Raw genomic sequence first — 24,715 nt, 5'->3', positions numbered from 1 at the left:
TAAAGCCACGTAAAACCCCCGTCGTCAATTGCTGCGAAAACGGTTCAGCAAACGAATAAATGTGGGCAATTTACGAAATTTAATTCGCATTGCGTCAGATAAGAGATGCTTATGGAAATGTGACGGAGATCGCGGGATTTTCCCCTCTCTTCCGAGAGGGGAAAGGTCATTAATGCCAGCAGAAATGATGTACAACCTGGGTAATCAGTTCGCGGGTGGGCTTGATAAAGCGGGTTTCAAGATACTCATCCGGCTGGTGCGCCTGGTTGATGGAGCCAGGGCCAAGAACCAGCGTCGGGCACAGCGTCTGAATAAACGGCGCTTCGGTGCAGTAATTCACCACGTCAGTTTTTTCACCGAGCAGCTTTTCCACCACTTCGACCAGCTGATGGTCCGGCGGGCATTCATAACCCGGGATCGGCGGGTGCAGTTCCGAGACCGTCAGACGGCCCGGCCAGCGCTCACTCACCGGGGCCAGCGCTTCGTTCAGTAAACCATCCAGATCGCTCAGGGTCATGCCCGGCAGCGGTCGGATGTCCATGTGCAGCTCGCAGCAGGCGCAGATACGGTTCGAGGCATCACCGCCGTGCAGGCTGCCGAGATTGAGCGTTGGATACGGCACGGTGAACGCCTCATAGTGGTAACGCTCTTTCAGATCGTCGCGCAGGGTCATGATGCGGCCGATGGCGTCATGCATCAGCTCAATGGCGTTGACGCCCCGCGCCGGATCGCTGGAGTGGCCGGACTGGCCGAGCACGCGCACGGCGGTAGAGATATGGCCTTTATGTGCGCGAATCGGTTGCAGAGACGTCGGCTCGCCGATGATCGCGCAATCCGGACGAATCGACGTGTTTTCTGAGAAGTAGCGCGCGCCCGCCATGCTGGTTTCTTCATCGGCGGTCGCCAGAATGTAGAGCGGCTTTTTCAGCTTCGTCACGTCCACGTCACGCAGCGCGTCGAGGATAAAGGCGAAGAAGCCTTTCATGTCTGCGGTGCCCAGACCGTAGAGCTTGTTGTCGTGCTCGGTCAGGGTGAACGGATCGCGCGTCCAGCGGCCATCGTCAAACGGCACGGTGTCGGTGTGACCGGCCAGCAGCAGGCCGCCCGCACCGGTTCCGGTACTGGCGAGCAGGTTAAATTTGTGACGAGTGCCGGGGACGGGCTGAACCTCAACGTTAAACCCAAGATCGCTAAACCAACCCGCCAGCAGATTGATTAAAGACTCATTGCTCTGATCCAGCGCTTCTTCCGTTGCGCTGATGGACGGTGTGGCAATCAGGGCGCGGTAGATCTCGATAAATGGCGGTAAGTTCATTTTCATTGTTGACACACCTTAGGTCGTGATAGTATCAATATTCATGCAATAAATGTGAATAAAAATACATTAACGTTGAGCATAAAGGAACCCGATGTTGAATACGCTGATTGTAGGCGCTAGCGGTTATGCGGGCGCAGAGCTTGTAAGCTACGTGAATCGCCATCCACATATGACCATAACCGCTTTGACCGTGTCAGCGCAAAGCAATGATGCAGGAAAGTTAATTTCCGATTTGCATCCGCAGCTTAAGGGCCTGGTCGATCTGCCTTTGCAGCCCATGTCTGACATCAGCGAGTTTACCGACGGCGTCGACGTGGTGTTTTTAGCCACCGCGCACGAGGTCAGCCACGACCTGGCGCCGCAGTTTCTGGCAGCCGGATGCGTGGTCTTCGACCTCTCCGGCGCGTTCCGCGTTAACGACGGCGCGTTCTACGAAAAATATTACGGTTTCACCCATCAGCATCCGGATCTGCTTGAAAAAGCGGTGTACGGCCTGGCGGAGTGGAGCGCAGATAAACTGAAAGAAGCGGATCTGATTGCCGTTCCGGGCTGCTACCCGACGGCGGCGCAGCTTTCCCTGAAGCCGCTGATCGACGCGGGCCTGCTGGATCTGAACCAGTGGCCGGTGATCAACGCCACCAGCGGCGTGAGCGGTGCAGGACGCAAGGCGGCGATCTCCAACAGCTTCTGCGAAGTGAGCCTTCAGCCGTATGGCGTGTTTAACCACCGTCATCATCCTGAAATCACGACGCATCTGGGCGCGGACGTCATTTTCACCCCGCACCTGGGCAGCTTCCCGCGTGGGATCCTCGAAACCATTACCTGCCGCCTGAAGCCGGGCGTGACCAAAGAGCAGGTGAATGAGGTCTTCACGCAGGCGTATGCGGACAAACCGCTGGTGCGCCTGTACGACAAAGGCGTGCCGGCGCTGAAAAATGTGGTCGGCCTGCCGTTCTGCGACATCGGCTTTGCCGTGCAGGGTGAGCATCTCATCGTGGTGGCTGCAGAAGATAACTTACTGAAAGGCGCTGCCGCTCAGGCAATGCAGTGTGCAAATATTCGTTTCGGTTTCCCGGAAACGCAGGCTCTTATTTAAGGTGTGATGATGAACCCATTAATTATCAAACTCGGTGGTGTACTGCTGGACAGCGAAGAAGCGCTGGAGCGTCTGTTTACCGCGCTGGTGAACTATCGCGAATCACACCAACGTCCGCTGGTGATTGTGCACGGCGGCGGCTGCGTGGTGGATGAACTGATGAAAGGGCTCAACCTGCCGGTGATCAAGAAAAACGGCCTGCGCGTGACGCCTGCGGATCAGATTGACATTATCACCGGTGCGCTGGCGGGCACGGCGAACAAAACCCTGCTGTCCTGGGCGAAGAAACACCGCATTGCTTCCGTTGGCCTCTACCTGGGCGATGGCGACAGCGTAAAAGTGACCCAGCTCGACGAAGCGCTCGGTCACGTTGGACTGGCGCAGCCGGGTTCGCCTAAGCTGATTAACACGTTGCTGGAAGGCGGTTTCCTGCCGGTGGTGAGCTCTATCGGCGTGACCGAAGAGGGCGAGCTGATGAACGTTAACGCTGACCAGGCGGCAACCGCGCTGGCGGCAACGCTGGGCGCGGACCTGATCCTGCTTTCCGACGTGAGCGGCATTCTGGACGGTAAAGGCCAGCGCATTGCGGAAATGACGGCTGAGAAAGCCGAGCAGCTGATTGCTCAGGGCATTATTACCGACGGCATGATCGTCAAAGTGAACGCCGCGCTGGATGCGGCGCGCACGCTGGGCCGCCCGGTTGATATCGCCTCCTGGCGTCACGCGGAGCAGCTTCCGGCGCTGTTTAACGGCACGCCGATTGGCACGCGTATTTTAGCGTAAGTTTTTAATGAATGACCGTAGGCCGGGTAAGCGTAGCGCCACCCGGCGGAACTAACGAATAAAGGAACGATGTTATGGCACTTTGGGGTGGGCGTTTTACACAGGCAGCGGATCAGCGGTTCAAACAGTTCAACGACTCTTTGCGCTTCGACTACCGCCTGGCCGAACAGGATATCGTCGGCTCTGTGGCCTGGTCCAAAGCGCTGGTGACGGTGGGCGTGCTGACCCCGGAGGAACAGCTGCAGCTGGAAGAGGCGCTGAACAACCTGCTGGAAGAGGTGCGTCTGGATCCGCAGCAAATCCTGCAGAGCGATGCCGAAGATATTCACAGCTGGGTGGAAGGCAAGCTGATCGACAAAGTCGGCCAGTTGGGTAAAAAGCTGCACACCGGGCGTAGCCGTAACGACCAGGTCGCCACCGACCTGAAGCTGTGGTGTAAAGATACCGTTGGCGAGCTGCTGGCGGCTAACCGTCAGCTGCAGACCGCGCTGGTGGAGACCGCACAGAATAATCAGGACGCGGTGATGCCGGGTTATACCCACCTGCAGCGCGCGCAGCCGGTGACCTTTGCGCACTGGTGTCTGGCCTACGTTGAGATGCTGGCGCGTGACGAAAGCCGTCTGCAGGATACCCTGAAGCGTCTGGACGTCAGCCCGCTGGGCAGCGGCGCGCTGGCGGGTACCGCTTACGAAATCGACCGTGAACAGCTGGCAGGCTGGCTGGGCTTTGCCTCCGCCACCCGTAACAGCCTGGACAGCGTCTCTGACCGTGACCACGTGCTGGAGCTGCTCTCCAATGCGTCTATCGGCATGGTGCACCTGTCGCGCTTTGCTGAAGATCTGATCTTCTTTAACTCCGGCGAAGCGGGCTTCGTTGAGCTGTCCGACCGCGTGACGTCAGGCTCATCCCTGATGCCGCAGAAGAAAAACCCGGACGCGCTGGAGCTGATCCGCGGGAAATGTGGCCGCGTGCAGGGCGCGCTGACCGGCATGATGATGACCCTGAAAGGGCTGCCGCTGGCGTACAACAAAGATATGCAGGAAGACAAAGAGGGGCTGTTCGACGCGCTCGACACCTGGCTCGACTGTCTGCATATGGGCGCGCTGGTGCTGGACGGCATTCAGGTGAAGCGTCCGCGCTGTCAGGAAGCGGCGCAGCAGGGCTATGCGAACGCGACCGAGCTGGCGGATTATCTGGTGGCGAAGGGCGTACCGTTCCGTGAAGCGCACCATATTGTCGGTGAAGCGGTAGTGGAAGCCATTCGTCAGGGTAAACCGCTGGAAGATCTGGCGCTGGCCGACCTGCAAAAATTCAGCGCGGCTATCGGGGATGATGTGTATTCGATTCTGGCGCTGCAGTCCTGCCTGGATAAGCGTGCGGCGAAAGGCGGCGTGTCGCCTAAGCAGGTGGCGCAGGCCATTGCGGAGGCGAAAAACCGCCTGATTTGATGCCTGAAACGTCGGGTGGCGGCTTCGCCTTACCCGACCTACAAAACCCCAGCCCAACCCTGAGTTGGGCTTTTTTACGCAAAAAAAAAGCGGACCACGGGGTCCGCAAAAGTTCACGTTGGCTTTAGTTGTTCGAGTTTTGAGAGAAACTCGCTGACGGTGGCGGGGACGTCAAGGGTCAAACACGTGCCGCCTCGTCTATGTGGTGTATTATTCAACAGAATGCTTGATAGGGATAATCGTTCGTTGCTATGCTATCTATCGCCATGAACTATCGTGGCGACGGAGGATGAATAATGAATATTCGTGATCTTGAATACCTGGTAGCGTTAGCCGAGCATCGTCACTTTCGCCGCGCGGCAGATTCCTGCCACGTCAGCCAGCCCACGCTGAGCGGCCAGATCCGCAAGCTTGAAGACGAGCTGGGCGTGATGCTGCTGGAGCGCACCAGTCGTAAGGTTCTGTTCACACAGGCAGGTCTTCTGCTGGTGGATCAGGCGCGCACCGTGCTGCGCGAGGTCAAAGTGCTCAAGGAAATGGCAAGCCAGCAGGGGGAGGCCATGTCCGGCCCGCTGCATATTGGCCTGATCCCAACCGTTGGCCCGTACCTGTTACCGCACATCATTCCGATGCTGCACCAGACGTTCCCGAAACTCGAAATGTACCTGCATGAAGCGCAGACGCATCAGCTGCTGGCGCAGCTGGACAGCGGCAAGCTCGACTGCGCCATTCTGGCACTGGTAAAAGAGAGTGAAGCCTTTATTGAAGTGCCGCTGTTCGATGAGCCGATGATGCTGGCGATCTATGAAGATCACCCGTGGGCGAACCGCGATCGCGTGCCGATGGCCGATCTGGCGGGTGAAAAGCTGCTGATGCTGGAAGATGGCCACTGCCTGCGCGACCAGGCGATGGGCTTCTGTTTCGAAGCGGGTGCTGATGAAGATACCCACTTCCGCGCAACCAGCCTGGAAACGCTGCGAAATATGGTCGCGGCGGGAAGTGGTATTACGCTGCTGCCTGCGCTGGCGGTGCCGCACGAGCGTAAACGTGATGGCGTGGTCTACTTGCCGTGCATTAAGCCAGAGCCGCGTCGTACAATTGGCCTGGTTTATCGCCCGGGTTCACCGCTGCGCAGCCGCTATGAGCAGCTGGCAGAGGCCATCCGCGGTGCGATGGATGGCCATTTTGACAACGCGTTAAAACAGGCGGTTTAAGCCGTTCAGCGCGGCTACCCGATAGGCTTCCGCCATGGTCGGGTAGTTAAAGGTGGTGTTGACGAAGTACTCAATGGTGTTACCACCACCTTTCTGTTCCATGATCGCCTGGCCGATATGAATGATTTCCGCGGCGCGTTCACCAAAGCAGTGAATCCCAAGGATCTCTTTCGTCTCGCGATGGAAAAGAATTTTCAGCGTACCCACGCTCATCCCCACGATTTGCGCCCGCGCCAGATGTTTAAACTGCGCACGACCCACCTCGTAAGGCACCTTCATTGACGTCAGCTGCTGCTCGGTTTTGCCGACTGAGCTGATTTCCGGGATGGTGTAGATACCCGTCGGGATATCTTCGATCAGATGCGCCGTCGCTTCGCCTTTCACCAGCGCCTGAGCCGCAATGCGTCCCTGGTCGTAAGCGGCGGAGGCCAGGCTTGGGTAGCCAATCACGTCGCCGACCGCGTAAACGTGCGGCAGGGCGGTCTGATACATGCTGTTGACCTTCAGCTGACCGCGGCTGTCGGTCTCAAGCCCGATATTTTCCAGCTTCAGAGAATCGGTGTTGCCGGTACGGCCGTTGGCGTACAGGAGGCAGTCCGCTTTCAGCTTCTTGCCTGACTTGAGGTGCATGATCACCCCGTCGTCGCAGCCTTCGATCTTCTCGTACTCTTCGTTGTGGCGAATCACCACGCCGCTGTTCCAGAAGTGGTAGGAGAGGGAGTCCGACATCTCCTGATCGAGGAAGGCCAGCAGGCGGTCGCGAGTATTGATCAGGTCAACTTTGACGTCCATTCCGCGGAAGATCGACGCATATTCGCAACCAATGACCCCTGCGCCATAGATAATGACGTGGCGGGGTTCATGGTGCAGGCTCAGAATCGAGTCGCTGTCGTAGACGCGCGGGTGCGAGAAGTCCACGTCGGCCGGATGGTACGGGCGTGAACCGCAGGCAATCACAAATTTTTCAGCGGTGATGGTTTCAACCGATCCGTCGTGGCATTCGAGTGCCAGGGTGTGTTCATCCACAAAATGCGCGTTGCCCTGCAAAATTTCACAGTGGTTACGCTCATAAAACCCCTGACGCATGCGCGTCTGCTGGTTAATGACGGTATCCGCGTGATTCAGGATGTCGGCAAAAGAGGAACGAAGAAGTCGGGAGTGGTCGCTGTAAAGAGGATTCTGGTTAAATTCGATAATGCGGCTAACGGCGTGGCGGAGGGCTTTCGAAGGGATGGTGCCCCAGTGGGTGCAACCGCCGCCGACATTATGGTAGCGCTCAATGACCGCTACTCTGGCTCCCTGTTTCACCAGACCCATAGCAGCGCCTTCGCCGCCGGGGCCGGAACCAATAACTATTGCGTCGTAATCGTAGGAATGTGGCATGGTAAGGCTTACCTGTTCTTATACATAAAAGCAACAGAATCATAACATCATTGCCAGAGTAACCCAATTATCGTTGTGCTTTTTTCCGGCAGTGGAGCACAAACCGCACGTAAACAATCATTCACAAAGCCAGGTAAACAGATTAATTTTATTCTCTGGTATAGTGCCATCAGGCCTTTGGAAGGATTCAACTATCGTGATGGGCGTAAGAGCACAACAAAAAGAGAAAACCCGGCGTTCGCTGGTGGAAGCCGCATTCAGTCAACTGAGTGCTGAGCGAAGTTTTGCCAGTTTGAGCCTGCGCGAGGTTGCACGCGAGGCCGGGATTGCGCCAACGTCCTTCTATCGTCACTTCCGTGATGTGGATGAACTGGGCCTGACCATGGTCGACGAGAGCGGTTTGATGCTGCGCCAGCTGATGCGCCAGGCGCGTCAGCGTATCGCCAAAGGCGGCAGCGTGATCCGCACCTCCGTGTCGACGTTTATGGAATTTATCGGCAATAACCCCAACGCGTTTCGTCTGCTTTTGCGCGAGCGTTCGGGCACGTCGGCAGCGTTTCGTGCCGCCGTCGCGCGCGAAATTCAGCACTTCATCGCGGAACTTGCCGACTATCTTGAACTCGAAAACCATATGCCGCGTGCGTTTACCGAAGCACAGGCCGAGGCGATGGTGACGATTGTGTTCAGCGCGGGTGCCGAAGCGCTGGACGTCAGCATTGAACAACGCAAGCAGCTTGAAGAGCGACTGGTATTGCAGCTCAGGATGATCTCCAAAGGCGCGTACTACTGGTATCGCCGTGAACAAGAGAAACTGGCACATCAAACCGAAGAGTGAAGGTGAGTAATGAAACAGTCAGGTCAGGATAAAGGGACGCTGTTGCTGGCATTGATCGCTGGCTTATCCATTAATGGTACGTTCGCCGCTATTTTTAGCTCCATCGTGCCGTTTTCGATTTTCCCGCTGATTGCGCTGGTGCTGACGGTGTACTGCCTGCATCAACGCTACCTGAACCGCACCATGCCGGTGGGGTTACCGGGGCTGGCCGCCGCCTGCTTTATTCTGGGCGTATTGCTGTACAGCACGGTGGTGCGCGCGGAGTATCCGGATATCGGCTCTAACTTCTTCCCTGCGGTACTGTCTGTTGCGCTGGTGTTCTGGATTGGCTCGCGCATGCGTAGCCGCAAGAGCCAGTTACCGGAGTAGAGAAGGGTTTTGTAGGCCGGATAAGCGAAGCGCCATCCGGCTTTTTGGCAGGTGGCGCTTCGCTTACCTGCCCTACAAGGTCTTCATTACTTCGCCGTGAGTAAAACGCCGCACTCCATATGGTGCGTATACGGGAATTGATCGAACAGCGCCAGACGTTCAACCTTGTGCGTCTGGCTTAACGTTTCCAGGTTTTTGCACAGCGTCTCCGGGTTACAGGAGATGTACAAAATACGCGGGTACGCCTGCACCATCTTCTCGGTTTCGCTGTCCAGGCCACTGCGCGGCGGGTCGACAAAAATCGTCTCACACTGGTAGCTCTTCAGATCGATTCCTTCCAGACGGTTAAACTGGCGTACGCCGTTCATTGCCTGCGTGAACTCTTCTGCGGCCATACGAACGATCTGCACGTTGTCGATATGGTTGGCGGCAATGTTGTACTGCGCGGCGGCCACCGACGGTTTGGCGATTTCCGTTGCCAGAACGCGATCGAAGTTACGCGCCATTGCCAGCGAGAAGTTGCCGTTACCGCAGTAGAGTTCAAGCAGATCGCCCTTAGACCCTTCCGTCGCCTTCAGCGCCCACTCCAGCATCTGCACGTTCATCGCGGCATTCGGCTGGGTAAAACTGTTCTCCACCTGACGATAGACCATCTCTTTACCCGCCACCGACAGGCGCTCGTCGACGTAGTCCTGATCCAGCATGATTTTGGTTTTTGTCGCACGGCCAATCAGGTGAACGTTGATGTTCTGCGCACGCAGCGCATCACGCAGGGCTTCGGCCTGCTCGCGCCACTCGTCGTTCAGGGCTTTGTGGTATAGCAGGGAGACAATCGCCTGGTTACTTTGCGTGGTCAGGTAGTCAATCTGGAACAGCTTGTGGCGCAGCACCGGGTTGTTACGCACGCCTTCAACGATCAGCGTCATCAGCTGATTGATAAGCTCGCTCGCTGCCGGGAAGCTGTCCACGCGAATGCGGGATTTCGTCTGCTGATCGAAAATGATGTGGTACAGGTCGTCACCGTCGTGCCAGATGCGGAACTCGGCACGCATGCGGTAGTGGCTGACAGGAGAGCGGAACACCTCGGGAACGGGCGCGTTGAAAGGCGTCATCATACTTTGCAGGCGGACGACTTTCTCTGCCAGCTGCGCGTCGTACTGTTCTGTCGGGAGGTGTTCTGGGGTCATGATGCGTCCTGAGTGATAAAGAATTACGCGGCGATTGTAGGCATTGTTCAGGGGATGTCCAGAGTTAATGGTCAATAGCTGTCTGGACATCCATACGTGTCTAATTGTAGCATTCTGTTTCCGGTCTCCTGAGAGTGAAAAGGGAATCCAGTGTAAATCTGGAGCTGACGCGCAGCGGTAAAGACTGGCGGGATGAGCGTTGTAGACACTGTGAAAATGGGAAGTCTTCATCCTTATATAGCCACCTAGCCCGAAGACCTGCCGGGATCACGTCGCATTTGGTTTCATCATCGCGTGCTATCGATGAGGCCTGCGGCATCCTTCTTATATTGTGGATGCTTTAACAATGATTAAAAAAGTATCGCTGTTGACGGCGCTGTCCGTCACGGCATTTTCGGGCTGGGCGCAGGATAGCGCAGACTCGTTGGTGGTGACGGCAAATCGTTTTGAACAACCTGAAAAAACTATTCTGGCTGCAACCTCGGTTGTGACGCGTGCCGATATTGACCGTTGGCAGTCGACCTCGGTGGTGGACGTTATGCGTCGCCTGCCCGGCGTGGATACGGCGCAAAGTGGTGGGATGGGGCAACTCTCCTCTCTCTTTATCCGTGGCACCAACTCCAGCCACGTCCTGATCCTTGTAGATGGGATCCGCCTTAACCAGGCGGGCGTCACGGGGTCGTCCGATCTCAGCCAGTTCCCAATCTCCCTGGTGCAGCGAATCGAATATGTTCGTGGACCGCGTTCGGCGGTATACGGCTCAGATGCGATTGGTGGTGTCGTAAACATTATTACTACTCGTGCGAAGGACGGTACCACGCTGAATGCTGGCGTAGGCTCACACGGCTACCAGAATTATGGCGGCAGTACTCAGCAAACACTGGGCGACAGCACGCGCGTCACGCTTGCGGGTGATTACACCTATACCAAAGGGTTTGATGTGGTTGCGGACGGCAACAATGGTGGCCTTGCCCAGACCGATCGCGACGGCTTTATGAATAAAACGCTCTACGGCGCACTGGATCACGCATTCTCAGACCAGTGGAGCGGTTTTGTTCGCGGCTTTGGCTACAGCAACCGTACGGCCTACGACGGCTACTACAGCTCCTTTACCCCTGACGTACTGGTCGATACCCGCCAGCTCTATAGCCAGACCTGGGATGCAGGATTGCGCTTCAACGATGACATCTTCCATTCGCAGCTGCTCACCAGCTATAGCCACAGCAAGGACTATAACTACGACCCAAATTTAGGCCGCTACGATTCGACAGCCACGCTGGATGAAATCAAACAGTACAACGTCCAGTGGCTCAACTCCGTTGATGTTGGCCATGGGAACATTGGCGCGGGCGTTGACTGGCAGAAGCAGAGCACCGAGCCGGGTACAAACTACGTGACCAACGGCTACGACCTGCGTAACACCGGCGTCTACCTGACCGGGCTGCAGCAGTTTGGTGACTTCACCCTGGAAGGGGCGGTTCGCAGCGATGACAACTCTCAGTTCGGTCGTCATGGCACCTGGCAAAGCAGTGCGGCCTGGGAGTTCGTGGAGGGTTACCGTTTCGTTGCTTCTTATGGTACGGCCTATAAGGCACCGAATCTGGGTCAACTCTACGGTTTCTATGGCAATGACCATCTTGATCCAGAAGAGAGCAAGCAGTGGGAAGGTGCGTTTGAAGGCCTGACGGCGGGCGTGAGCTGGCGCGTATCCGGCTACCGTAATGACGTTGATAATCTCATCGACTTCGATAATAACCTTCAGCAATATTACAACGTCGGTAAAGCGCGCATTAAAGGTGTGGAAGCGACAGCATCGTTTGATACGGGTCCGTTGACGCATACTGTTGGCTATGACTACGTAGATGCCCGAAATGCCGCAACCAACGAACTTCTGGATCGTCGTGCTAAGCAGCAGGTGAAATATCAGCTCGACACGCAGATCTATGATTTCGACTGGAGTCTGACTTATCACTATCTCGGTACGCGTTACGACACTGACTTTGGTACTTACCCGTCTGAGAAAGTAAAAATGGGCGGTGTAAGCCTGTGGGATGTCGCAGTTTCGTATCCTGTCACCTCACACCTTACAGTTCGTGGTAAAATAGCCAACCTGTTCGATAAAGATTACGAGACAGTTTATGGCTACCAAACTGCAGGACGGGAATACACCTTGTCTGGCAGCTACACCTTCTAATCCGCGCCCTACCGTGCTGGTGTTTGATTCCGGCGTCGGTGGGCTTTCGGTCTATGATGAGATTCGGCATCTCCTGCCGGATCTCCATTACATCTACGCCTTCGATAACGTCGCTTTCCCGTATGGGGAAAAGAGCGAAGATTTTATTGTCGAGCGCGTGGTGGAAATCGTCACTGCGGTACAACAGCGTTATCCCCTTGCGCTGGCCGTTATCGCGTGTAATACGGCGAGCACCGTTTCTCTTCCCGCCCTGCGTGAAAAATTCCAGTTCCCGGTTGTGGGCGTCGTCCCGGCAATAAAGCCTGCCGCGCGTCTGACGGCGAACGGCATTGTGGGCCTGCTGGCCACGCGAGGTACGGTAAAGCGTCCTTATACCCGCGAGCTGATCGACCGTTTCGCCAACGAATGCCAGATTGCGATGCTCGGTTCGGCTGAGCTGGTAGAGATGGCGGAAGCGAAGCTGCATGGCAAGGCGGTATCACTCGACGAGCTGCGTCGTATTCTTCGCCCGTGGCTGCGGATGCCTGAACCCCCGGATACCGTTGTGTTGGGCTGTACCCACTTCCCGCTACTCCAGGAAGAGCTATTAGAGGTGCTGCCGGAGGGGACTCGCCTGGTGGATTCCGGTGCGGCTATCGCCCGTCGTACGGCCTGGTTGCTGGAGCATGAGGCCCCGGATGCGAAATCTACGGATGCGAATATCGCGTTTTGTATGGCGTTAACAAAAGAAACTGAACAACTTTTACCCGTTTTACGCCGTTATGGCTTTGAAACGCTCGAAAAACTGGCGCTGTAGCACGGTTTTGAGCAAAAAAGAGACGGTTGAAAGTTTTTTTTTAAAGAGGGGTTGTCAACGTCTGAGAACTCCCTATAATGCGCCTCCACTGACACGGAACAACGGCTTACAGGCCGCCGGGTTAGCGGGGTTCAGAGATGAACGCCAACAGAGAAAAGCGAAAATAATCACTTGACTCTGAATGAGGAAAACGTAATATACGGGACCTCGCAACGGTGAGCGAAAGCCGCGTTGCACTGCTCTTTAACAATTTATCAGACAATCTGTGTGGGCACTCAAAGTGACATGGATTCTTAATGTCCTCGGACAATAAATGAATACCAAGTCTCTGAGTGAACATACGTAATTCATTACGAAGTTTAATTCACGAGCATCAAACTTAAATTGAAGAGTTTGATCATGGCTCAGATTGAACGCTGGCGGCAGGCCTAACACATGCAAGTCGAGCGGTAACACAGGGAGCTTGCTCCTGGGTGACGAGCGGCGGACGGGTGAGTAATGTCTGGGAAACTGCCTGATGGAGGGGGATAACTACTGGAAACGGTAGCTAATACCGCATAATGTCGCAAGACCAAAGAGGGGGACCTTCGGGCCTCTTGCCATCAGATGTGCCCAGATGGGATTAGCTAGTAGGTGGGGTAACGGCTCACCTAGGCGACGATCCCTAGCTGGTCTGAGAGGATGACCAGCCACACTGGAACTGAGACACGGTCCAGACTCCTACGGGAGGCAGCAGTGGGGAATATTGCACAATGGGCGCAAGCCTGATGCAGCCATGCCGCGTGTATGAAGAAGGCCTTCGGGTTGTAAAGTACTTTCAGCGGGGAGGAAGGCGTTGAGGTTAATAACCTCAGCGATTGACGTTACCCGCAGAAGAAGCACCGGCTAACTCCGTGCCAGCAGCCGCGGTAATACGGAGGGTGCAAGCGTTAATCGGAATTACTGGGCGTAAAGCGCACGCAGGCGGTCTGTCAAGTCGGATGTGAAATCCCCGGGCTCAACCTGGGAACTGCATTCGAAACTGGCAGGCTAGAGTCTTGTAGAGGGGGGTAGAATTCCAGGTGTAGCGGTGAAATGCGTAGAGATCTGGAGGAATACCGGTGGCGAAGGCGGCCCCCTGGACAAAGACTGACGCTCAGGTGCGAAAGCGTGGGGAGCAAACAGGATTAGATACCCTGGTAGTCCACGCCGTAAACGATGTCGACTTGGAGGTTGTGCCCTTGAGGCGTGGCTTCCGGAGCTAACGCGTTAAGTCGACCGCCTGGGGAGTACGGCCGCAAGGTTAAAACTCAAATGAATTGACGGGGGCCCGCACAAGCGGTGGAGCATGTGGTTTAATTCGATGCAACGCGAAGAACCTTACCTACTCTTGACATCCAGAGAACTTTCCAGAGATGGATTGGTGCCTTCGGGAACTCTGAGACAGGTGCTGCATGGCTGTCGTCAGCTCGTGTTGTGAAATGTTGGGTTAAGTCCCGCAACGAGCGCAACCCTTATCCTTTGTTGCCAGCGGTCCGGCCGGGAACTCAAAGGAGACTGCCAGTGATAAACTGGAGGAAGGTGGGGATGACGTCAAGTCATCATGGCCCTTACGAGTAGGGCTACACACGTGCTACAATGGCGCATACAAAGAGAAGCGACCTCGCGAGAGCAAGCGGACCTCATAAAGTGCGTCGTAGTCCGGATTGGAGTCTGCAACTCGACTCCATGAAGTCGGAATCGCTAGTAATCGTAGATCAGAATGCTACGGTGAATACGTTCCCGGGCCTTGTACACACCGCCCGTCACACCATGGGAGTGGGTTGCAAAAGAAGTAGGTAGCTTAACCTTCGGGAGGGCGCTTACCACTTTGTGATTCATGACTGGGGTGAAGTCGTAACAAGGTAACCGTAGGGGAACCTGCGGTTGGATCACCTCCTTACCTTAAAGAACCTGCCTTTGCAGTGCTCACACAGATTGTCTGATGAAAAACAGCAGTAAAAATCTCTGCAGGCTTGTAGCTCAGGTGGTTAGAGCGCACCCCTGATAAGGGTGAGGTCGGTGGTTCAAGTCCACTCAGGCCTACCAAACTCCTTTTAAAGGATGAGCGGTACAGAGATTGCAAAACGATGGGGCTATAGCTCAGCTGGGAGAGCGCCTGCTTTGCACGCAGGAGGTCTGCGGTTCGATCCCGCATAGCTCCACCATCTTTTACTGCGAACCCAAGAAAACTTCAGAGTGAACCTGAAAAGGTGCACTGCGAAGTTTTGCTCTTTAAAAATCTGGATCAAGCTGAAAATTGAAACGACACATCTTAAATGGTGTGTTCGAGTCTCTCAAATTTTCGCAATCATGAAGTGAAACATCTTCGGGTTGTGAGGTTAAGCGACTAAGCGTACACGGTGGATGCCCTGGCAGTCAGAGGCGATGAAGGACGTGCTAATCTGCGAAAAGCGCCGGCGAGGTGATATGAACCTTTGACCCGGCGATGTCCGAATGGGGAAACCCAGTGTGATTCGTCACACTATCGTTAACTGAATACATAGGTTAACGAGGCGAACCGGGGGAACTGAAACATCTAAGTACCCCGAGGAAAAGAAATCAACCGAGATTCCCCCAGTAGCGGCGAGCGAACGGGGAGCAGCCCAGAGTCTGAATCAGCTTGTGTGTTAGTGGAAGCGTCTGGAAAGTCGCACGGTACAGGGTGACAGTCCCGTACACGAAAATGCACAGGTTGTGAACTCGAAGAGTAGGGCGGGACACGTGGTATCCTGTCTGAATATGGGGGGACCATCCTCCAAGGCTAAATACTCCTGACTGACCGATAGTGAACCAGTACCGTGAGGGAAAGGCGAAAAGAACCCCGGCGAGGGGAGTGAAATAGAACCTGAAACCGTGTACGTACAAGCAGTGGGAGCACCTTCGTGGTGTGACTGCGTACCTTTTGTATAATGGGTCAGCGACTTATATTCTGTAGCAAGGTTAACCGTATAGGGGAGCCGAAGGGAAACCGAGTCTTAACTGGGCGTTAAGTTGCAGGGTATAGACCCGAAACCCGGTGATCTAGCCATGGGCAGGTTGAAGGTTGGGTAACACTAACTGGAGGACCGAACCGACTAATGTTGAAAAATTAGCGGATGACTTGTGGCTGGGGGTGAAAGGCCAATCAAACCGGGAGATAGCTGGTTCTCCCCGAAAGCTATTTAGGTAGCGCCTCGTGAACTCATCTTCGGGGGTAGAGCACTGTTTCGGCTAGGGGGCCATCCCGGCTTACCAACCCGATGCAAACTACGAATACCGAAGAATGTTATCACGGGAGACACACGGCGGGTGCTAACGTCCGTCGTGAAGAGGGAAACAACCCAGACCGCCAGCTAAGGTCCCAAAGTCATGGTTAAGTGGGAAACGATGTGGGAAGGCACAGACAGCCAGGATGTTGGCTTAGAAGCAGCCATCATTTAAAGAAAGCGTAATAGCTCACTGGTCGAGTCGGCCTGCGCGGAAGATGTAACGGGGCTAAACCATGCACCGAAGCTGCGGCAGCGACACTATGTGTTGTTGGGTAGGGGAGCGTTCTGTAAGCCGTTGAAGGTGTGCTGTGAGGCATGCTGGAGGTATCAGAAGTGCGAATGCTGACATAAGTAACGATAAAGCGGGTGAAAAGCCCGCTCGCCGGAAGACCAAGGGTTCCTGTCCAACGTTAATCGGGGCAGGGTGAGTCGACCCCTAAGGCGAGGCCGAAAGGCGTAGTCGATGGGAAACAGGTTAATATTCCTGTACTTGGTGTTACTGCGAAGGGGGGACGGAGAAGGCTATGTTAGCCGGGCGACGGTTGTCCCGGTTTAAGCATGTAGGCGGAACGACCAGGTAAATCCGGTCGTTTATTAACGCTGAGGTGTGATGACGAGGCACTACGGTGCTGAAGTAACAAATGCCCTGCTTCCAGGAAAAGCCTCTAAGCATCAGGTAACATCAAATCGTACCCCAAACCGACACAGGTGGTCAGGTAGAGAATACCAAGGCGCTTGAGAGAACTCGGGTGAAGGAACTAGGCAAAATGGTGCCGTAACTTCGGGAGAAGGCACGCTGATATGTAGGTGAAGCCCCTGCGGGTGGAGCTGAAATCAGTCGAAGATACCAGCTGGCTGCAACTGTTTATTAAAAACACAGCACTGTGCAAACACGAAAGTGGACGTATACGGTGTGACGCCTGCCCGGTGCCGGAAGGTTAATTGATGGGGTTAGCGGCAACGCGAAGCTCTTGATCGAAGCCCCGGTAAACGGCGGCCGTAACTATAACGGTCCTAAGGTAGCGAAATTCCTTGTCGGGTAAGTTCCGACCTGCACGAATGGCGTAATGATGGCCAGGCTGTCTCCACCCGAGACTCAGTGAAATTGAACTCGCTGTGAAGATGCAGTGTACCCGCGGCAAGACGGAAAGACCCCGTGAACCTTTACTATAGCTTGACACTGAACACTGGTCCTTGATGTGTAGGATAGGTGGGAGGCTTTGAAGTGTGGACGCCAGTCTGCATGGAGCCGTCCTTGAAATACCACCCTTTAATGGCTGGTGTTCTAACGTAGACCCGTAATCCGGGTTGCGGACAGTGTCTGGTGGGTAGTTTGACTGGGGCGGTCTCCTCCCAAAGAGTAACGGAGGAGCACGAAGGTTAGCTAATCCTGGTCGGACATCAGGAGGTTAGTGCAATGGCATAAGCTAGCTTGACTGCGAGAGTGACGGCTCGAGCAGGTGCGAAAGCAGGTCATAGTGATCCGGTGGTTCTGAATGGAAGGGCCATCGCTCAACGGATAAAAGGTACTCCGGGGATAACAGGCTGATACCGCCCAAGAGTTCATATCGACGGCGGTGTTTGGCACCTCGATGTCGGCTCATCACATCCTGGGGCTGAAGTAGGTCCCAAGGGTATGGCTGTTCGCCATTTAAAGTGGTACGCGAGCTGGGTTTAGAACGTCGTGAGACAGTTCGGTCCCTATCTGCCGTGGGCGCTGGAGAATTGAGGGGGGCTGCTCCTAGTACGAGAGGACCGGAGTGGACGCATCACTGGTGTTCGGGTTGTCATGCCAATGGCACTGCCCGGTAGCTAAATGCGGAAAAGATAAGTGCTGAAAGCATCTAAGCACGAAACTTGCCCCGAGATGAGTTCTCCCTGAGACTTTAAGTCTCCTGAAGGAACGTTGAAGACGACGACGTTGATAGGTCGGGTGTGTAAGCGCAGCGATGCGTTGAGCTAACCGATACTAATGAACCGTGAGGCTTAACCTTACAACGCCGAAGGTGTTTTGGCGAAGAGACAGATTTTCAGCTTTGATACAGATTAAACAGAATTTGCCTGGCGGCTTTAGCGCGGTGGTCCCACCTGACCCCATGCCGAACTCAGAAGTGAAACGCCGTAGCGCCGATGGTAGTGTGGGGTCTCCCCATGTGAGAGTAGGGAACTGCCAGGCATCAAATTTAGTAGTAAGCCGGTGCATTAATCCGGTGGTTACAAGCAGTCTTCGGTGGAGCGGTAGTTCAGTCGGTTAGAATACCTGCCTGTCACGCAGGGGGTCGCGGGTTCGAGTCCCGTCCGTTCCGCCACTTATTAAGACATTAAGCCTGCCTTACTGGCAGGCTTAATGGCAAAAAACTTTAGGGGCGTAGCTCAGTTGGTAGAGCACCGGTCTCCAAAACCGGGTGTCGCGAGTTCGAGTCTCTCCGCCCCTGCCATATAGAATCCTTTGCTTCGGCAAAGGATTTTTTTTGCCTGAAAGACTGTAAAAACGCCTCTTCTTACTATTCAGCCAGCATTCCTGCTGGCTGATGTATCAATCCATTACATTGATTTTTAACAGATCTTTTATCTGCGACTGCTTATCACTGTTTTGCAGCCAAATCGCATACAGCGGTCTGGTAAGCGTGGTGGAATCCATTACGGTATGCAGCCCAGCTTTAGTGTCTGCCCAGCGAACAGGTAACCAGGTACAACCTCTCAGCAAGGGCAGTTGCTGACAGGCGATCTCTGCAGAGCTGGTCGTTAACTGTGGGACGTCATCAGGTGCAATCAAGCCCGTCTCATGCTGCTGAAAATCAGGCCCCCATTCCAGGCGCAAATAGGTCAGGTCTGCCTTCATCATCGAAGGTTCAGAGGCATAAAGCGCCAGGCCAAACTGGCCCACAATCTGGCTGCTAAATTCGTCCATCTTGGGGGCTTCGGTTGTGATAAGAAGATCAAGCTGGCGCTCATGAAGTTGCTTAACCAGCGACTGCCGTTGCGCAATCCTGGCTTCAAATTGCAAGTGGCTATGAGATTGATAAAGCCGGGTAAGCCACTGACTTAGCATACATTCCCACAGGGAAGCGCTGGCCCCTATCGAGAACTCATTATGCCTCGAAGTATGGGCAACCTCTTTGCGTGCCGCCTGCCAGGTATTCATCAGCGTTTCTGCGTACGGCAGTAGTTTTTCGCCGGCGGGCGTGAGGCGGATATTGTTGCGATGGCGGGTAAAAAGATTCACCCCCAGTTGATTTTCCAGCTGTCGAATACGAAAACTGACTGCTGACTGCGTCAGGTAAAGGGCTTCAGCTGCTCGCCCAAAGTGGCGTGTTCTGCTCACTTCAAGGAAAGTTTTAAGCAATTCCGTATCCACATCTTTCTCCGCAAAATTATTTGTCGTTATGATTTAAATGTTTTGTTTTACACTCTGTCAAGCGTAACTAATACTCCGCGCCATAAATAGCTCGGCCAAAGAATTAGGAGCGTGTAGGATGGCGGAAAGCTTTACGACGACTAATCGTTTTTTCGACAATAAACATTATCCGCGCGGGTTCTCTCGTCACGGCGATTTCACCATCAAAGAAGCTCAACTGCTTGAGCGCCATGGTTATGCCTTTAACGAGCTGGATCTGGGCAAGCGTGAGCCTGCTACTGAAGACGAAAAACAGTTTGTTTCTGTTTGCCGTGGTGAGCGTGAGCCGCAGTCTGAAGCGGAACGTGTGTGGATCAAGTATATGGCACGCATTAAGCGTCCAAAGCGCTTCCATACGCTGTCTGGCGGTAAGCCGCAGATGGAAGGTGCAGAAGACTACACCGAGTCTGACGACTAAGATGATAAGAAGGGGCTACGGCCCCTTTTTTTATGCCAGCAACTTCTGCAGGTGCAGCAGCAAACGATCGATAGCGCGATAACTCAGCGCCTCCTGCAAGTGTTTCCTCTCAATGTCAGTACATCCCTCCACGTCAGCAATGGTTCTGGCCACTTTTAGCAAACGTTGCCACGCACGTATAGACAGCCCAAAGCGCGTCAACGTCTCCTCAAGCCATCCTGCATCTTCACTATTAAGCGAACAAAACTGCCGGATCCCGGCATTATCAAGCCGAGCATTCAGCCTGTTTTGGCGGGTGTATTGTCGTGCCTGGGCAGCGATCACCCGCTCGCGCACTTTTGCTGAGCTCTCACCCGTTATGCCCGTCTGCCTGAGCAGGCCCGGCGGCGGAAGGGGGATTTCGAGAGACAAATCGAAACGGTCGAGGAATGGGCCGGAAAGCTTTCCCAGATAGCGCAGCGTCTGCTCTGGCGTACAGCGGTTATGGTTGCCCTGATAATGCCCCGTGGGGCTGGGGTTCATCGCAGCGACCAGTTGAAATTGCGCGGGATAGCTTATTTTGGCCCGCGTGCGCGAGATATGTATTTCACCAGATTCAATAGGTTCTCTCAGTGCATCCAGCACGCGACGCTCAAACTCAGGCAACTCATCAAGAAACAGAATGCCATTGTGTGCCAGTGAGATCTCACCCGGTCCGGGGATAGACCCACCGCCGACCATTGCCGTCAGAGAAGCGCTATGATGTGGGGAACGAAAAGGGCGACGGCGCCACTGTTTTTGTAACGATGCCGAACTGATGAGGCTATATATGGCAGCGCTTTCCAGCGCTTCATGATTATTGAGCGGCGGGAGCAACCCACTCAGCCTGCTCGCCAGCATCGTTTTACCTGTACCAGGCGGGCCAATCAGCAGGAGATTGTGTCCGCCTGCAGCCGTAATCTCCAGCGCCCGTTTACCTTGCTCCTGTCCCATGATCTCACTGAGATCTTCTGGCGCATCTGCTACAGCCTCGTCGCACTCCTCCGGCTCGGACAGTTCATGTCGGCCTTCCAGCCAGGCACACACTTCCTGAAGATGCCCGGCGATGAGACACCCCTTTTCGGCAATAAGACTCACTTCTGATGCGTTTTCATTGGCGACAATGATTTGCCGCCCTGCACGAATGGCTTCCAGCGCTCCCGATATCGCACCGGGAACGCCTCTCAATGCGCCTGTGAGCGCGAGTTCACCCACGAACTCGTACGAGCCTAGCCTGGTCGTAGTAAGCTGCTCAGAAGCCGCGAGAAGCGCAATTGCGATAGGTAAATCGTATCGCCCGCCCTCTTTGGGCAGATCGGCGGGGGCAAGGTTGATGGTGATCTTCTTCGCGGGGAAGGTATAACCGCTATTTATTATTGCGCTGCGAACGCGATCCCTGGCCTCTTTAACCGTCGTTTCAGGTAACCCGACAAGCGTGAGTCCGGGCAGCCCATTACTCAAATGAACCTCTACGGAAACAAGCGGTGCCTTTACCCCGAGAGCCGCACGCGTATAAACAACTGACAGTGACATTTGCACTACCTCCTGGTGTGACTATGCCAGTACGCGTTATGCCTGTTTAGCGCTATTTAGCGAATTTACGCTGCCTGTTCAGGGATTTTAAAAGCACAATGAAACTATTGCACAATCGTGGAACCCTCCTCGCAGAGCGAAAAAAACCTGTTTTGACGGTTAGCGGAGGAGTAAAAAAGTGAAAAATATTCATTTTCTAATTTCCGTATATAAAACAACGATTTTAAGAAATATGATTCGCGGGCTAACCAAATCCGTCATAAATAAATCTTGTGTTTGATTTAAAAACTGTGATAACTCTTTAGGTATTCCTTCGAACAAGATGCAAAAAGAACTGAAAATGACAGCCCTTCTACGAGTGATTAGCCTGGTCGTGATTAGCGTGGTGGTGATTATTATCCCACCGTGCGGGGCTGCACTTGGACGAGGAAAGGCTTAGAAATCAAGCCTTAACGAACTAAGACCCCCGCACCGAAAGGTCCGGGGGTTTTTTTATGACTAAAAAACGTAAATGAGGAGCAGAGAATGACGACTAGCACAAAATTCTGTTTCTCCCGATTTATGACGGGGAACTAACTATGAATGGGGCACAGTGGGTAGTACATGCGTTGCGCGCGCAGGGAGTCGAGACAGTATTCGGTTATCCGGGTGGCGCAATTATGCCGATTTACGATGCACTGTATGACGGCGGCGTGGAGCACCTGTTGTGCCGACACGAGCAGGGCGCAGCGATGGCCGCCATCGGTTATGCTCGTGCCACCGGTAAAACCGGTGTCTGTATGGCGACCTCAGGCCCGGGCGCAACGAACCTGATCACCGGTCTGGCAGACGCGCTGCTGGATTCTGTTCCCGTTGTTGCCATCACCGGGCAGGTGGCGTCTCCGTTCATCGGCACCGACGCGTTCCAGGAAGTCGATGTACTCGGTTTATCGCTGGCCTGCACCAAACACAGTTTTCTCGTTCAGTCTCTGGAAGAGCTGCCGCGCGTAATGGCAGAAGCATTCGAGGTTGCCAGCTCCGGCCGCCCTGGTCCGGTTCTGGTCGATATCCCGAAAGATATCCAGGTCGCACACGGCGAACTGGAGCCGCACTTCTCCACCGTTGGAAACGACGACGCGTTTCCGCATGCGGAAGTCGAAGAGGCCCGTCAGATGCTGACGCAGGCGAAACAGCCGATGCTGTACGTTGGTGGTGGCGTAGGTATGGCGCAGGCGGTTCCTGCCCTGCGCGAATTTATCGCGGCAACGCAAATCCCTGCCACCTGCACGCTGAAAGGGTTGGGTGCGGTAGATGCCGATTACCCCTACTATCTGGGCATGCTGGGGATGCACGGCACCAAAGCGGCAAACCTGGCGGTGCAGGCGTGCGATCTGCTCATCGCCGTAGGCGCCCGTTTTGACGACCGCGTCACCGGTAAGCTGAATACCTTTGCGCCGAACGCCAAAGTTATCCATATGGATATCGACCCGGCGGAAATGAACAAGCTGCGTCAGGCGCACGTCGCGCTGCAGGGCGATCTCAACGCGCTGTTACCGGCATTGCAGCAGCCGCTGGATATCAACGCGTGGCGTCAGCACACCGCAGACATGCGCGCCGAGCACGCCTGGCGTTACGACCATCCCGGCGAGGCCATCTACGCGCCGTTGCTGTTGAAGCAGCTGTCCGACCGTAAGCCCGCCGACAGCGTGGTGACGACCGATGTCGGCCAGCATCAGATGTGGTCCGCCCAGCACATGGCCTACACCCGTCCGGAAAACTTCATTACTTCCAGCGGGTTAGGGACGATGGGCTTCGGTCTGCCAGCCGCGGTTGGCGCACAGGTTGCCCGCCCGAACGATACCGTTATCTGTATCTCCGGTGACGGCTCCTTCATGATGAACGTTCAGGAGCTCGGCACCGTGAAGCGCAAGCAGTTACCGCTGAAGATCGTGTTGCTCGATAACCAGCGTTTAGGGATGGTTCGCCAGTGGCAACAGCTGTTCTTCCAGGAACGTTACAGTGAAACCACCCTGACCGATAACCCCGATTTCCTCACCCTGGCCAGCGCCTTCGGCATTCCTGGCCAGCACATCACCCGTAAAGACCAGGTTGAAGCGGCACTCGACACCATGCTGTCAAGCGAAGGGCCATACCTGCTTCATGTCTCAATCGACGAGCTTGAGAACGTCTGGCCGTTGGTACCGCCCGGTGCCAGTAACTCACAAATGCTGGAGAAATTATCATGATGCAACATCAGGTCGCCGTGCAGGCTCGCTTCAACCCGGAAACATTAGAACGCGTTTTGCGCGTGGTGCGTCATCGTGGTTTTCAGATTTGCTCTATGAATATGGAGACGGCCACCGACGCGCAAAACATCAGTATCGAATTAACCGTTGCCAGCCCGCGGCCGGTCGACTTACTGTTTAGTCAGTTATCAAAGCTGGTAGACGTTGCCCATGTTGCCATCTGCCAGAGCACAACCACATCACAACAAATCCGCGCTTAAGCGTGACAGGACGAAAAAATGACGACAAAAAAAGCTGATTACATTTGGTTCAACGGTGAGATGGTTCGCTGGGAGGACGCGAAGGTCCACGTGATGTCCCACGCGCTGCATTACGGTACCTCCGTTTTTGAAGGCATCCGCTGCTACGATTCTCACAAAGGACCAGTGGTGTTCCGCCATCGCGAACATATGCAGCGTCTGCATGACTCAGCCAAAATTTATCGTTTTCCGGTTTCTCAGAGCGTGGATGAGCTGATGGAAGCCTGCCGCGAGGTGATCCGTAAGAACAACCTGACTAGCGCCTATATTCGTCCGCTGGTCTTCGTGGGTGACGTCGGCATGGGCGTGAACCCGCCAGCAGGCTATACCACTGATGTGATCATTGCCGCGTTCCCGTGGGGGGCTTATCTGGGTGCAGAAGCCCTGGAGCAGGGGATCGACGCAATGGTCTCTTCATGGAACCGCGTTGCACCAAACACCATCCCGACCGCGGCGAAAGCGGGCGGTAACTACCTTTCTTCCCTGCTGGTCGGCAGCGAAGCGCGCCGTCACGGTTACCAGGAAGGTATCGCGCTCGACGTGAATGGCTACATCTCCGAAGGCGCAGGTGAAAACCTGTTTGAAGTGAAAGACGGCATTCTGTTTACGCCGCCATTCACCTCGTCCGCGCTGCCGGGCATCACCCGTGATGCCATCATCAAGCTGGCGAAAGATCTGGGTATCGAAGTGCGCGAGCAGGTGCTGTCCCGCGAATCCCTGTACCTGGCCGATGAAGTGTTCATGTCCGGAACCGCGGCTGAAATTACGCCGGTGCGTAGCGTAGACGGCATTCAGGTGGGCGAAGGCCGCTGTGGCCCGGTCACCAAACGCATTCAGCAAGCGTTCTTTGGCCTCTTCACCGGCGAGACAGAAGATAAATACGGCTGGTTGGATCAGGTTAATCACTAAATATAAATTTGGGACGGCACGCAC

19 protein-coding genes, 4 tRNA genes, 3 rRNA genes and 1 riboswitch are annotated in these 24,715 nt (G+C 54.9%); of the genes, 21 read left to right on the top strand and 5 right to left on the bottom strand.

Going from position 1 to position 24,715, the window contains the following annotated elements; all coding sequences use genetic code 11:
• Positions 1–169: 169 nt before the first annotated feature.
• The gene (gene argE / locus BFV67_RS21535; RefSeq protein WP_008501790.1) at positions 170–1,321 is read right to left on the bottom strand and encodes an acetylornithine deacetylase; all 1,152 of its coding nucleotides are present in this window, start codon (positions 1,319–1,321) and stop codon (positions 170–172) included.
• 88 nt (positions 1,322–1,409) lie between these two features.
• Here argE and argC point away from each other — a divergent pair, with 88 nt between their 5' ends.
• From argC to oxyR, 4 genes are all read left to right on the top strand, one after another.
• On the top strand, positions 1,410–2,414 hold the full coding sequence (gene argC / locus BFV67_RS21530; protein WP_008501789.1) for an N-acetyl-gamma-glutamyl-phosphate reductase: 1,005 nt from the start codon (positions 1,410–1,412) through the stop codon (positions 2,412–2,414).
• A 6-nt stretch (positions 2,415–2,420) separates the two neighbouring features.
• Entirely contained in the window at positions 2,421–3,197 is a 777-nt protein-coding gene (gene argB, locus BFV67_RS21525) for an acetylglutamate kinase (protein WP_115423232.1), read from the top strand.
• Positions 3,198–3,271: 74 nt separating this feature from the next.
• Complete coding sequence (gene argH / locus BFV67_RS21520) at positions 3,272–4,645, top strand: argininosuccinate lyase (RefSeq protein ID WP_069598887.1); 1,374 nt, start codon at positions 3,272–3,274, stop codon at positions 4,643–4,645.
• Positions 4,646–4,941: 296 nt separating this feature from the next.
• A complete protein-coding gene (gene oxyR, locus BFV67_RS21515; protein ID WP_023326303.1) occupies positions 4,942–5,859 on the top strand; it encodes a DNA-binding transcriptional regulator OxyR in 918 nt (305 codons plus the stop codon).
• On the opposite strand, the gene sthA is transcribed toward oxyR, so the two are convergent.
• A complete protein-coding gene (sthA, locus tag BFV67_RS21510) occupies positions 5,842–7,242 on the bottom strand; it encodes a Si-specific NAD(P)(+) transhydrogenase (protein WP_039265649.1) in 1,401 nt (466 codons plus the stop codon). The genes oxyR and sthA overlap by 18 nt on opposite strands.
• A 196-nt stretch (positions 7,243–7,438) precedes the next feature.
• On the opposite strand from sthA, the gene fabR reads away from it, so the two are divergent.
• Complete coding sequence (gene fabR, locus BFV67_RS21505; protein ID WP_008501784.1) at positions 7,439–8,077, top strand: HTH-type transcriptional repressor FabR; 639 nt, start codon at positions 7,439–7,441, stop codon at positions 8,075–8,077.
• A gap of 9 nt (positions 8,078–8,086) precedes the next feature.
• Positions 8,087–8,446, top strand: coding sequence for a YijD family membrane protein (locus BFV67_RS21500; RefSeq protein WP_008501783.1), 360 nt, complete (start codon positions 8,087–8,089; stop codon positions 8,444–8,446).
• A gap of 86 nt (positions 8,447–8,532) precedes the next feature.
• On the opposite strand, the gene trmA is transcribed toward BFV67_RS21500, so the two are convergent.
• A complete protein-coding gene (trmA, locus tag BFV67_RS21495) occupies positions 8,533–9,633 on the bottom strand; it encodes a tRNA (uridine(54)-C5)-methyltransferase TrmA (RefSeq protein ID WP_069598886.1) in 1,101 nt (366 codons plus the stop codon).
• Positions 9,634–9,737: 104 nt separating this feature from the next.
• Positions 9,738–9,913, top strand: a riboswitch (cobalamin riboswitch).
• 66 nt (positions 9,914–9,979) lie between these two features.
• Here trmA and btuB point away from each other — a divergent pair.
• From btuB to BFV67_RS21445, 9 genes are all read left to right on the top strand, one after another.
• A complete protein-coding gene (gene btuB, locus BFV67_RS21490) occupies positions 9,980–11,827 on the top strand; it encodes a TonB-dependent vitamin B12 receptor BtuB (RefSeq protein ID WP_047748413.1) in 1,848 nt (615 codons plus the stop codon).
• Complete coding sequence (gene murI / locus BFV67_RS21485; RefSeq protein ID WP_023293583.1) at positions 11,772–12,623, top strand: glutamate racemase; 852 nt, start codon at positions 11,772–11,774, stop codon at positions 12,621–12,623. The genes btuB and murI overlap by 56 nt, the downstream gene beginning before the upstream one ends.
• A 381-nt stretch (positions 12,624–13,004) precedes the next feature.
• A 16S ribosomal RNA gene (locus tag BFV67_RS21475) occupies positions 13,005–14,544 on the top strand.
• 69 nt (positions 14,545–14,613) lie between these two features.
• A tRNA-Ile gene (locus tag BFV67_RS21470) sits at positions 14,614–14,690 on the top strand.
• A 43-nt stretch (positions 14,691–14,733) separates the two neighbouring features.
• Positions 14,734–14,809, top strand: a tRNA-Ala gene (locus BFV67_RS21465).
• Positions 14,810–14,981: 172 nt separating this feature from the next.
• Positions 14,982–17,886 (top strand): 23S ribosomal RNA (locus BFV67_RS21460).
• A 66-nt stretch (positions 17,887–17,952) separates the two neighbouring features.
• A 5S ribosomal RNA gene (gene rrf, locus BFV67_RS21455) occupies positions 17,953–18,068 on the top strand.
• Together the 16S, 23S and 5S rRNA genes with 4 tRNA genes alongside form the textbook arrangement of a ribosomal RNA operon.
• A gap of 56 nt (positions 18,069–18,124) precedes the next feature.
• Positions 18,125–18,201, top strand: a tRNA-Asp gene (locus tag BFV67_RS21450).
• A 53-nt stretch (positions 18,202–18,254) separates the two neighbouring features.
• Positions 18,255–18,330, top strand: a tRNA-Trp gene (locus tag BFV67_RS21445).
• Positions 18,331–18,428: 98 nt separating this feature from the next.
• On the opposite strand, the gene hdfR is transcribed toward BFV67_RS21445, so the two are convergent.
• Positions 18,429–19,250: an HTH-type transcriptional regulator HdfR gene (gene hdfR / locus BFV67_RS21440; protein ID WP_021242824.1), complete on the bottom strand. Its 822-nt coding sequence runs from the start codon at positions 19,248–19,250 to the stop codon at positions 18,429–18,431.
• A 118-nt stretch (positions 19,251–19,368) separates the two neighbouring features.
• Here hdfR and BFV67_RS21435 point away from each other — a divergent pair, with 118 nt between their 5' ends.
• Positions 19,369–19,707, top strand: a complete 339-nt coding sequence (locus BFV67_RS21435) for a MaoP family protein (protein WP_008501577.1) — start codon at positions 19,369–19,371, stop codon at positions 19,705–19,707.
• Between the two features lie 30 nt (positions 19,708–19,737).
• Here the strand turns inward: BFV67_RS21435 and BFV67_RS21430 are convergent, their stop codons facing one another.
• Positions 19,738–21,258, bottom strand: coding sequence for a YifB family Mg chelatase-like AAA ATPase (locus BFV67_RS21430; protein WP_069598885.1), 1,521 nt, complete (start codon positions 21,256–21,258; stop codon positions 19,738–19,740).
• Positions 21,259–21,598: 340 nt separating this feature from the next.
• On the opposite strand from BFV67_RS21430, the gene ilvL reads away from it, so the two are divergent.
• The 5 genes from ilvL to ilvE all read left to right on the top strand — a co-directional run bounded on the left by ilvL (position 21,599) and on the right by ilvE (position 24,691).
• The gene (gene ilvL / locus BFV67_RS23630) at positions 21,599–21,697 is read left to right on the top strand and encodes an ilv operon leader peptide (protein WP_001311244.1); all 99 of its coding nucleotides are present in this window, start codon (positions 21,599–21,601) and stop codon (positions 21,695–21,697) included.
• Between the two features lie 86 nt (positions 21,698–21,783).
• Complete coding sequence (ilvX, locus tag BFV67_RS24535) at positions 21,784–21,834, top strand: peptide IlvX (RefSeq protein ID WP_166792073.1); 51 nt, start codon at positions 21,784–21,786, stop codon at positions 21,832–21,834.
• A gap of 2 nt (positions 21,835–21,836) precedes the next feature.
• Complete coding sequence (gene ilvG / locus BFV67_RS21425; protein ID WP_069598884.1) at positions 21,837–23,483, top strand: acetolactate synthase 2 catalytic subunit; 1,647 nt, start codon at positions 21,837–21,839, stop codon at positions 23,481–23,483.
• Positions 23,480–23,743 (top strand): acetolactate synthase 2 small subunit, encoded by a 264-nt coding sequence (gene ilvM, locus BFV67_RS21420; protein ID WP_003860184.1) that lies wholly within the window; start codon positions 23,480–23,482, stop codon positions 23,741–23,743. Before ilvG ends, ilvM begins: the two co-directional genes overlap by 4 nt.
• An 18-nt stretch (positions 23,744–23,761) precedes the next feature.
• Positions 23,762–24,691 carry a branched-chain-amino-acid transaminase gene (gene ilvE / locus BFV67_RS21415; protein ID WP_021242827.1) on the top strand — a complete coding sequence of 310 codons (930 nt, stop codon included), beginning with the start codon at positions 23,762–23,764 and terminating at the stop codon, positions 24,689–24,691.
• Positions 24,692–24,715 lie beyond the last annotated feature (24 nt).

Origin of the sequence: Enterobacter roggenkampii, assembly GCF_001729805.1 — a bacterium.
GTDB lineage: Bacteria > Pseudomonadota > Gammaproteobacteria > Enterobacterales > Enterobacteriaceae > Enterobacter > Enterobacter roggenkampii.
This window is presented reverse-complemented; position numbering and strand designations above follow the sequence as displayed.

Coding starts and splice junctions, on each gene's coding strand:
- argE (WP_008501790.1), bottom strand. CDS start 1,321: ATGAAAATGAACTTACCGCCATTTATCGAGATCTACCGCGCCCTGATT.
- argC (WP_008501789.1), top strand. CDS start 1,410: ATGTTGAATACGCTGATTGTAGGCGCTAGCGGTTATGCGGGCGCAGAG.
- argB (WP_115423232.1), top strand. CDS start 2,421: ATGATGAACCCATTAATTATCAAACTCGGTGGTGTACTGCTGGACAGC.
- argH (WP_069598887.1), top strand. CDS start 3,272: ATGGCACTTTGGGGTGGGCGTTTTACACAGGCAGCGGATCAGCGGTTC.
- oxyR (WP_023326303.1), top strand. CDS start 4,942: ATGAATATTCGTGATCTTGAATACCTGGTAGCGTTAGCCGAGCATCGT.
- sthA (WP_039265649.1), bottom strand. CDS start 7,242: ATGCCACATTCCTACGATTACGACGCAATAGTTATTGGTTCCGGCCCC.
- BFV67_RS21500 (WP_008501783.1), top strand. CDS start 8,087: ATGAAACAGTCAGGTCAGGATAAAGGGACGCTGTTGCTGGCATTGATC.
- trmA (WP_069598886.1), bottom strand. CDS start 9,633: ATGACCCCAGAACACCTCCCGACAGAACAGTACGACGCGCAGCTGGCA.
- btuB (WP_047748413.1), top strand. CDS start 9,980: ATGATTAAAAAAGTATCGCTGTTGACGGCGCTGTCCGTCACGGCATTT.
- murI (WP_023293583.1), top strand. CDS start 11,772: ATGGCTACCAAACTGCAGGACGGGAATACACCTTGTCTGGCAGCTACA.
- BFV67_RS21435 (WP_008501577.1), top strand. CDS start 19,369: ATGGCGGAAAGCTTTACGACGACTAATCGTTTTTTCGACAATAAACAT.
- BFV67_RS21430 (WP_069598885.1), bottom strand. CDS start 21,258: ATGTCACTGTCAGTTGTTTATACGCGTGCGGCTCTCGGGGTAAAGGCA.
- ilvL (WP_001311244.1), top strand. CDS start 21,599: ATGACAGCCCTTCTACGAGTGATTAGCCTGGTCGTGATTAGCGTGGTG.
- ilvG (WP_069598884.1), top strand. CDS start 21,837: ATGAATGGGGCACAGTGGGTAGTACATGCGTTGCGCGCGCAGGGAGTC.
- ilvM (WP_003860184.1), top strand. CDS start 23,480: ATGATGCAACATCAGGTCGCCGTGCAGGCTCGCTTCAACCCGGAAACA.
- ilvE (WP_021242827.1), top strand. CDS start 23,762: ATGACGACAAAAAAAGCTGATTACATTTGGTTCAACGGTGAGATGGTT.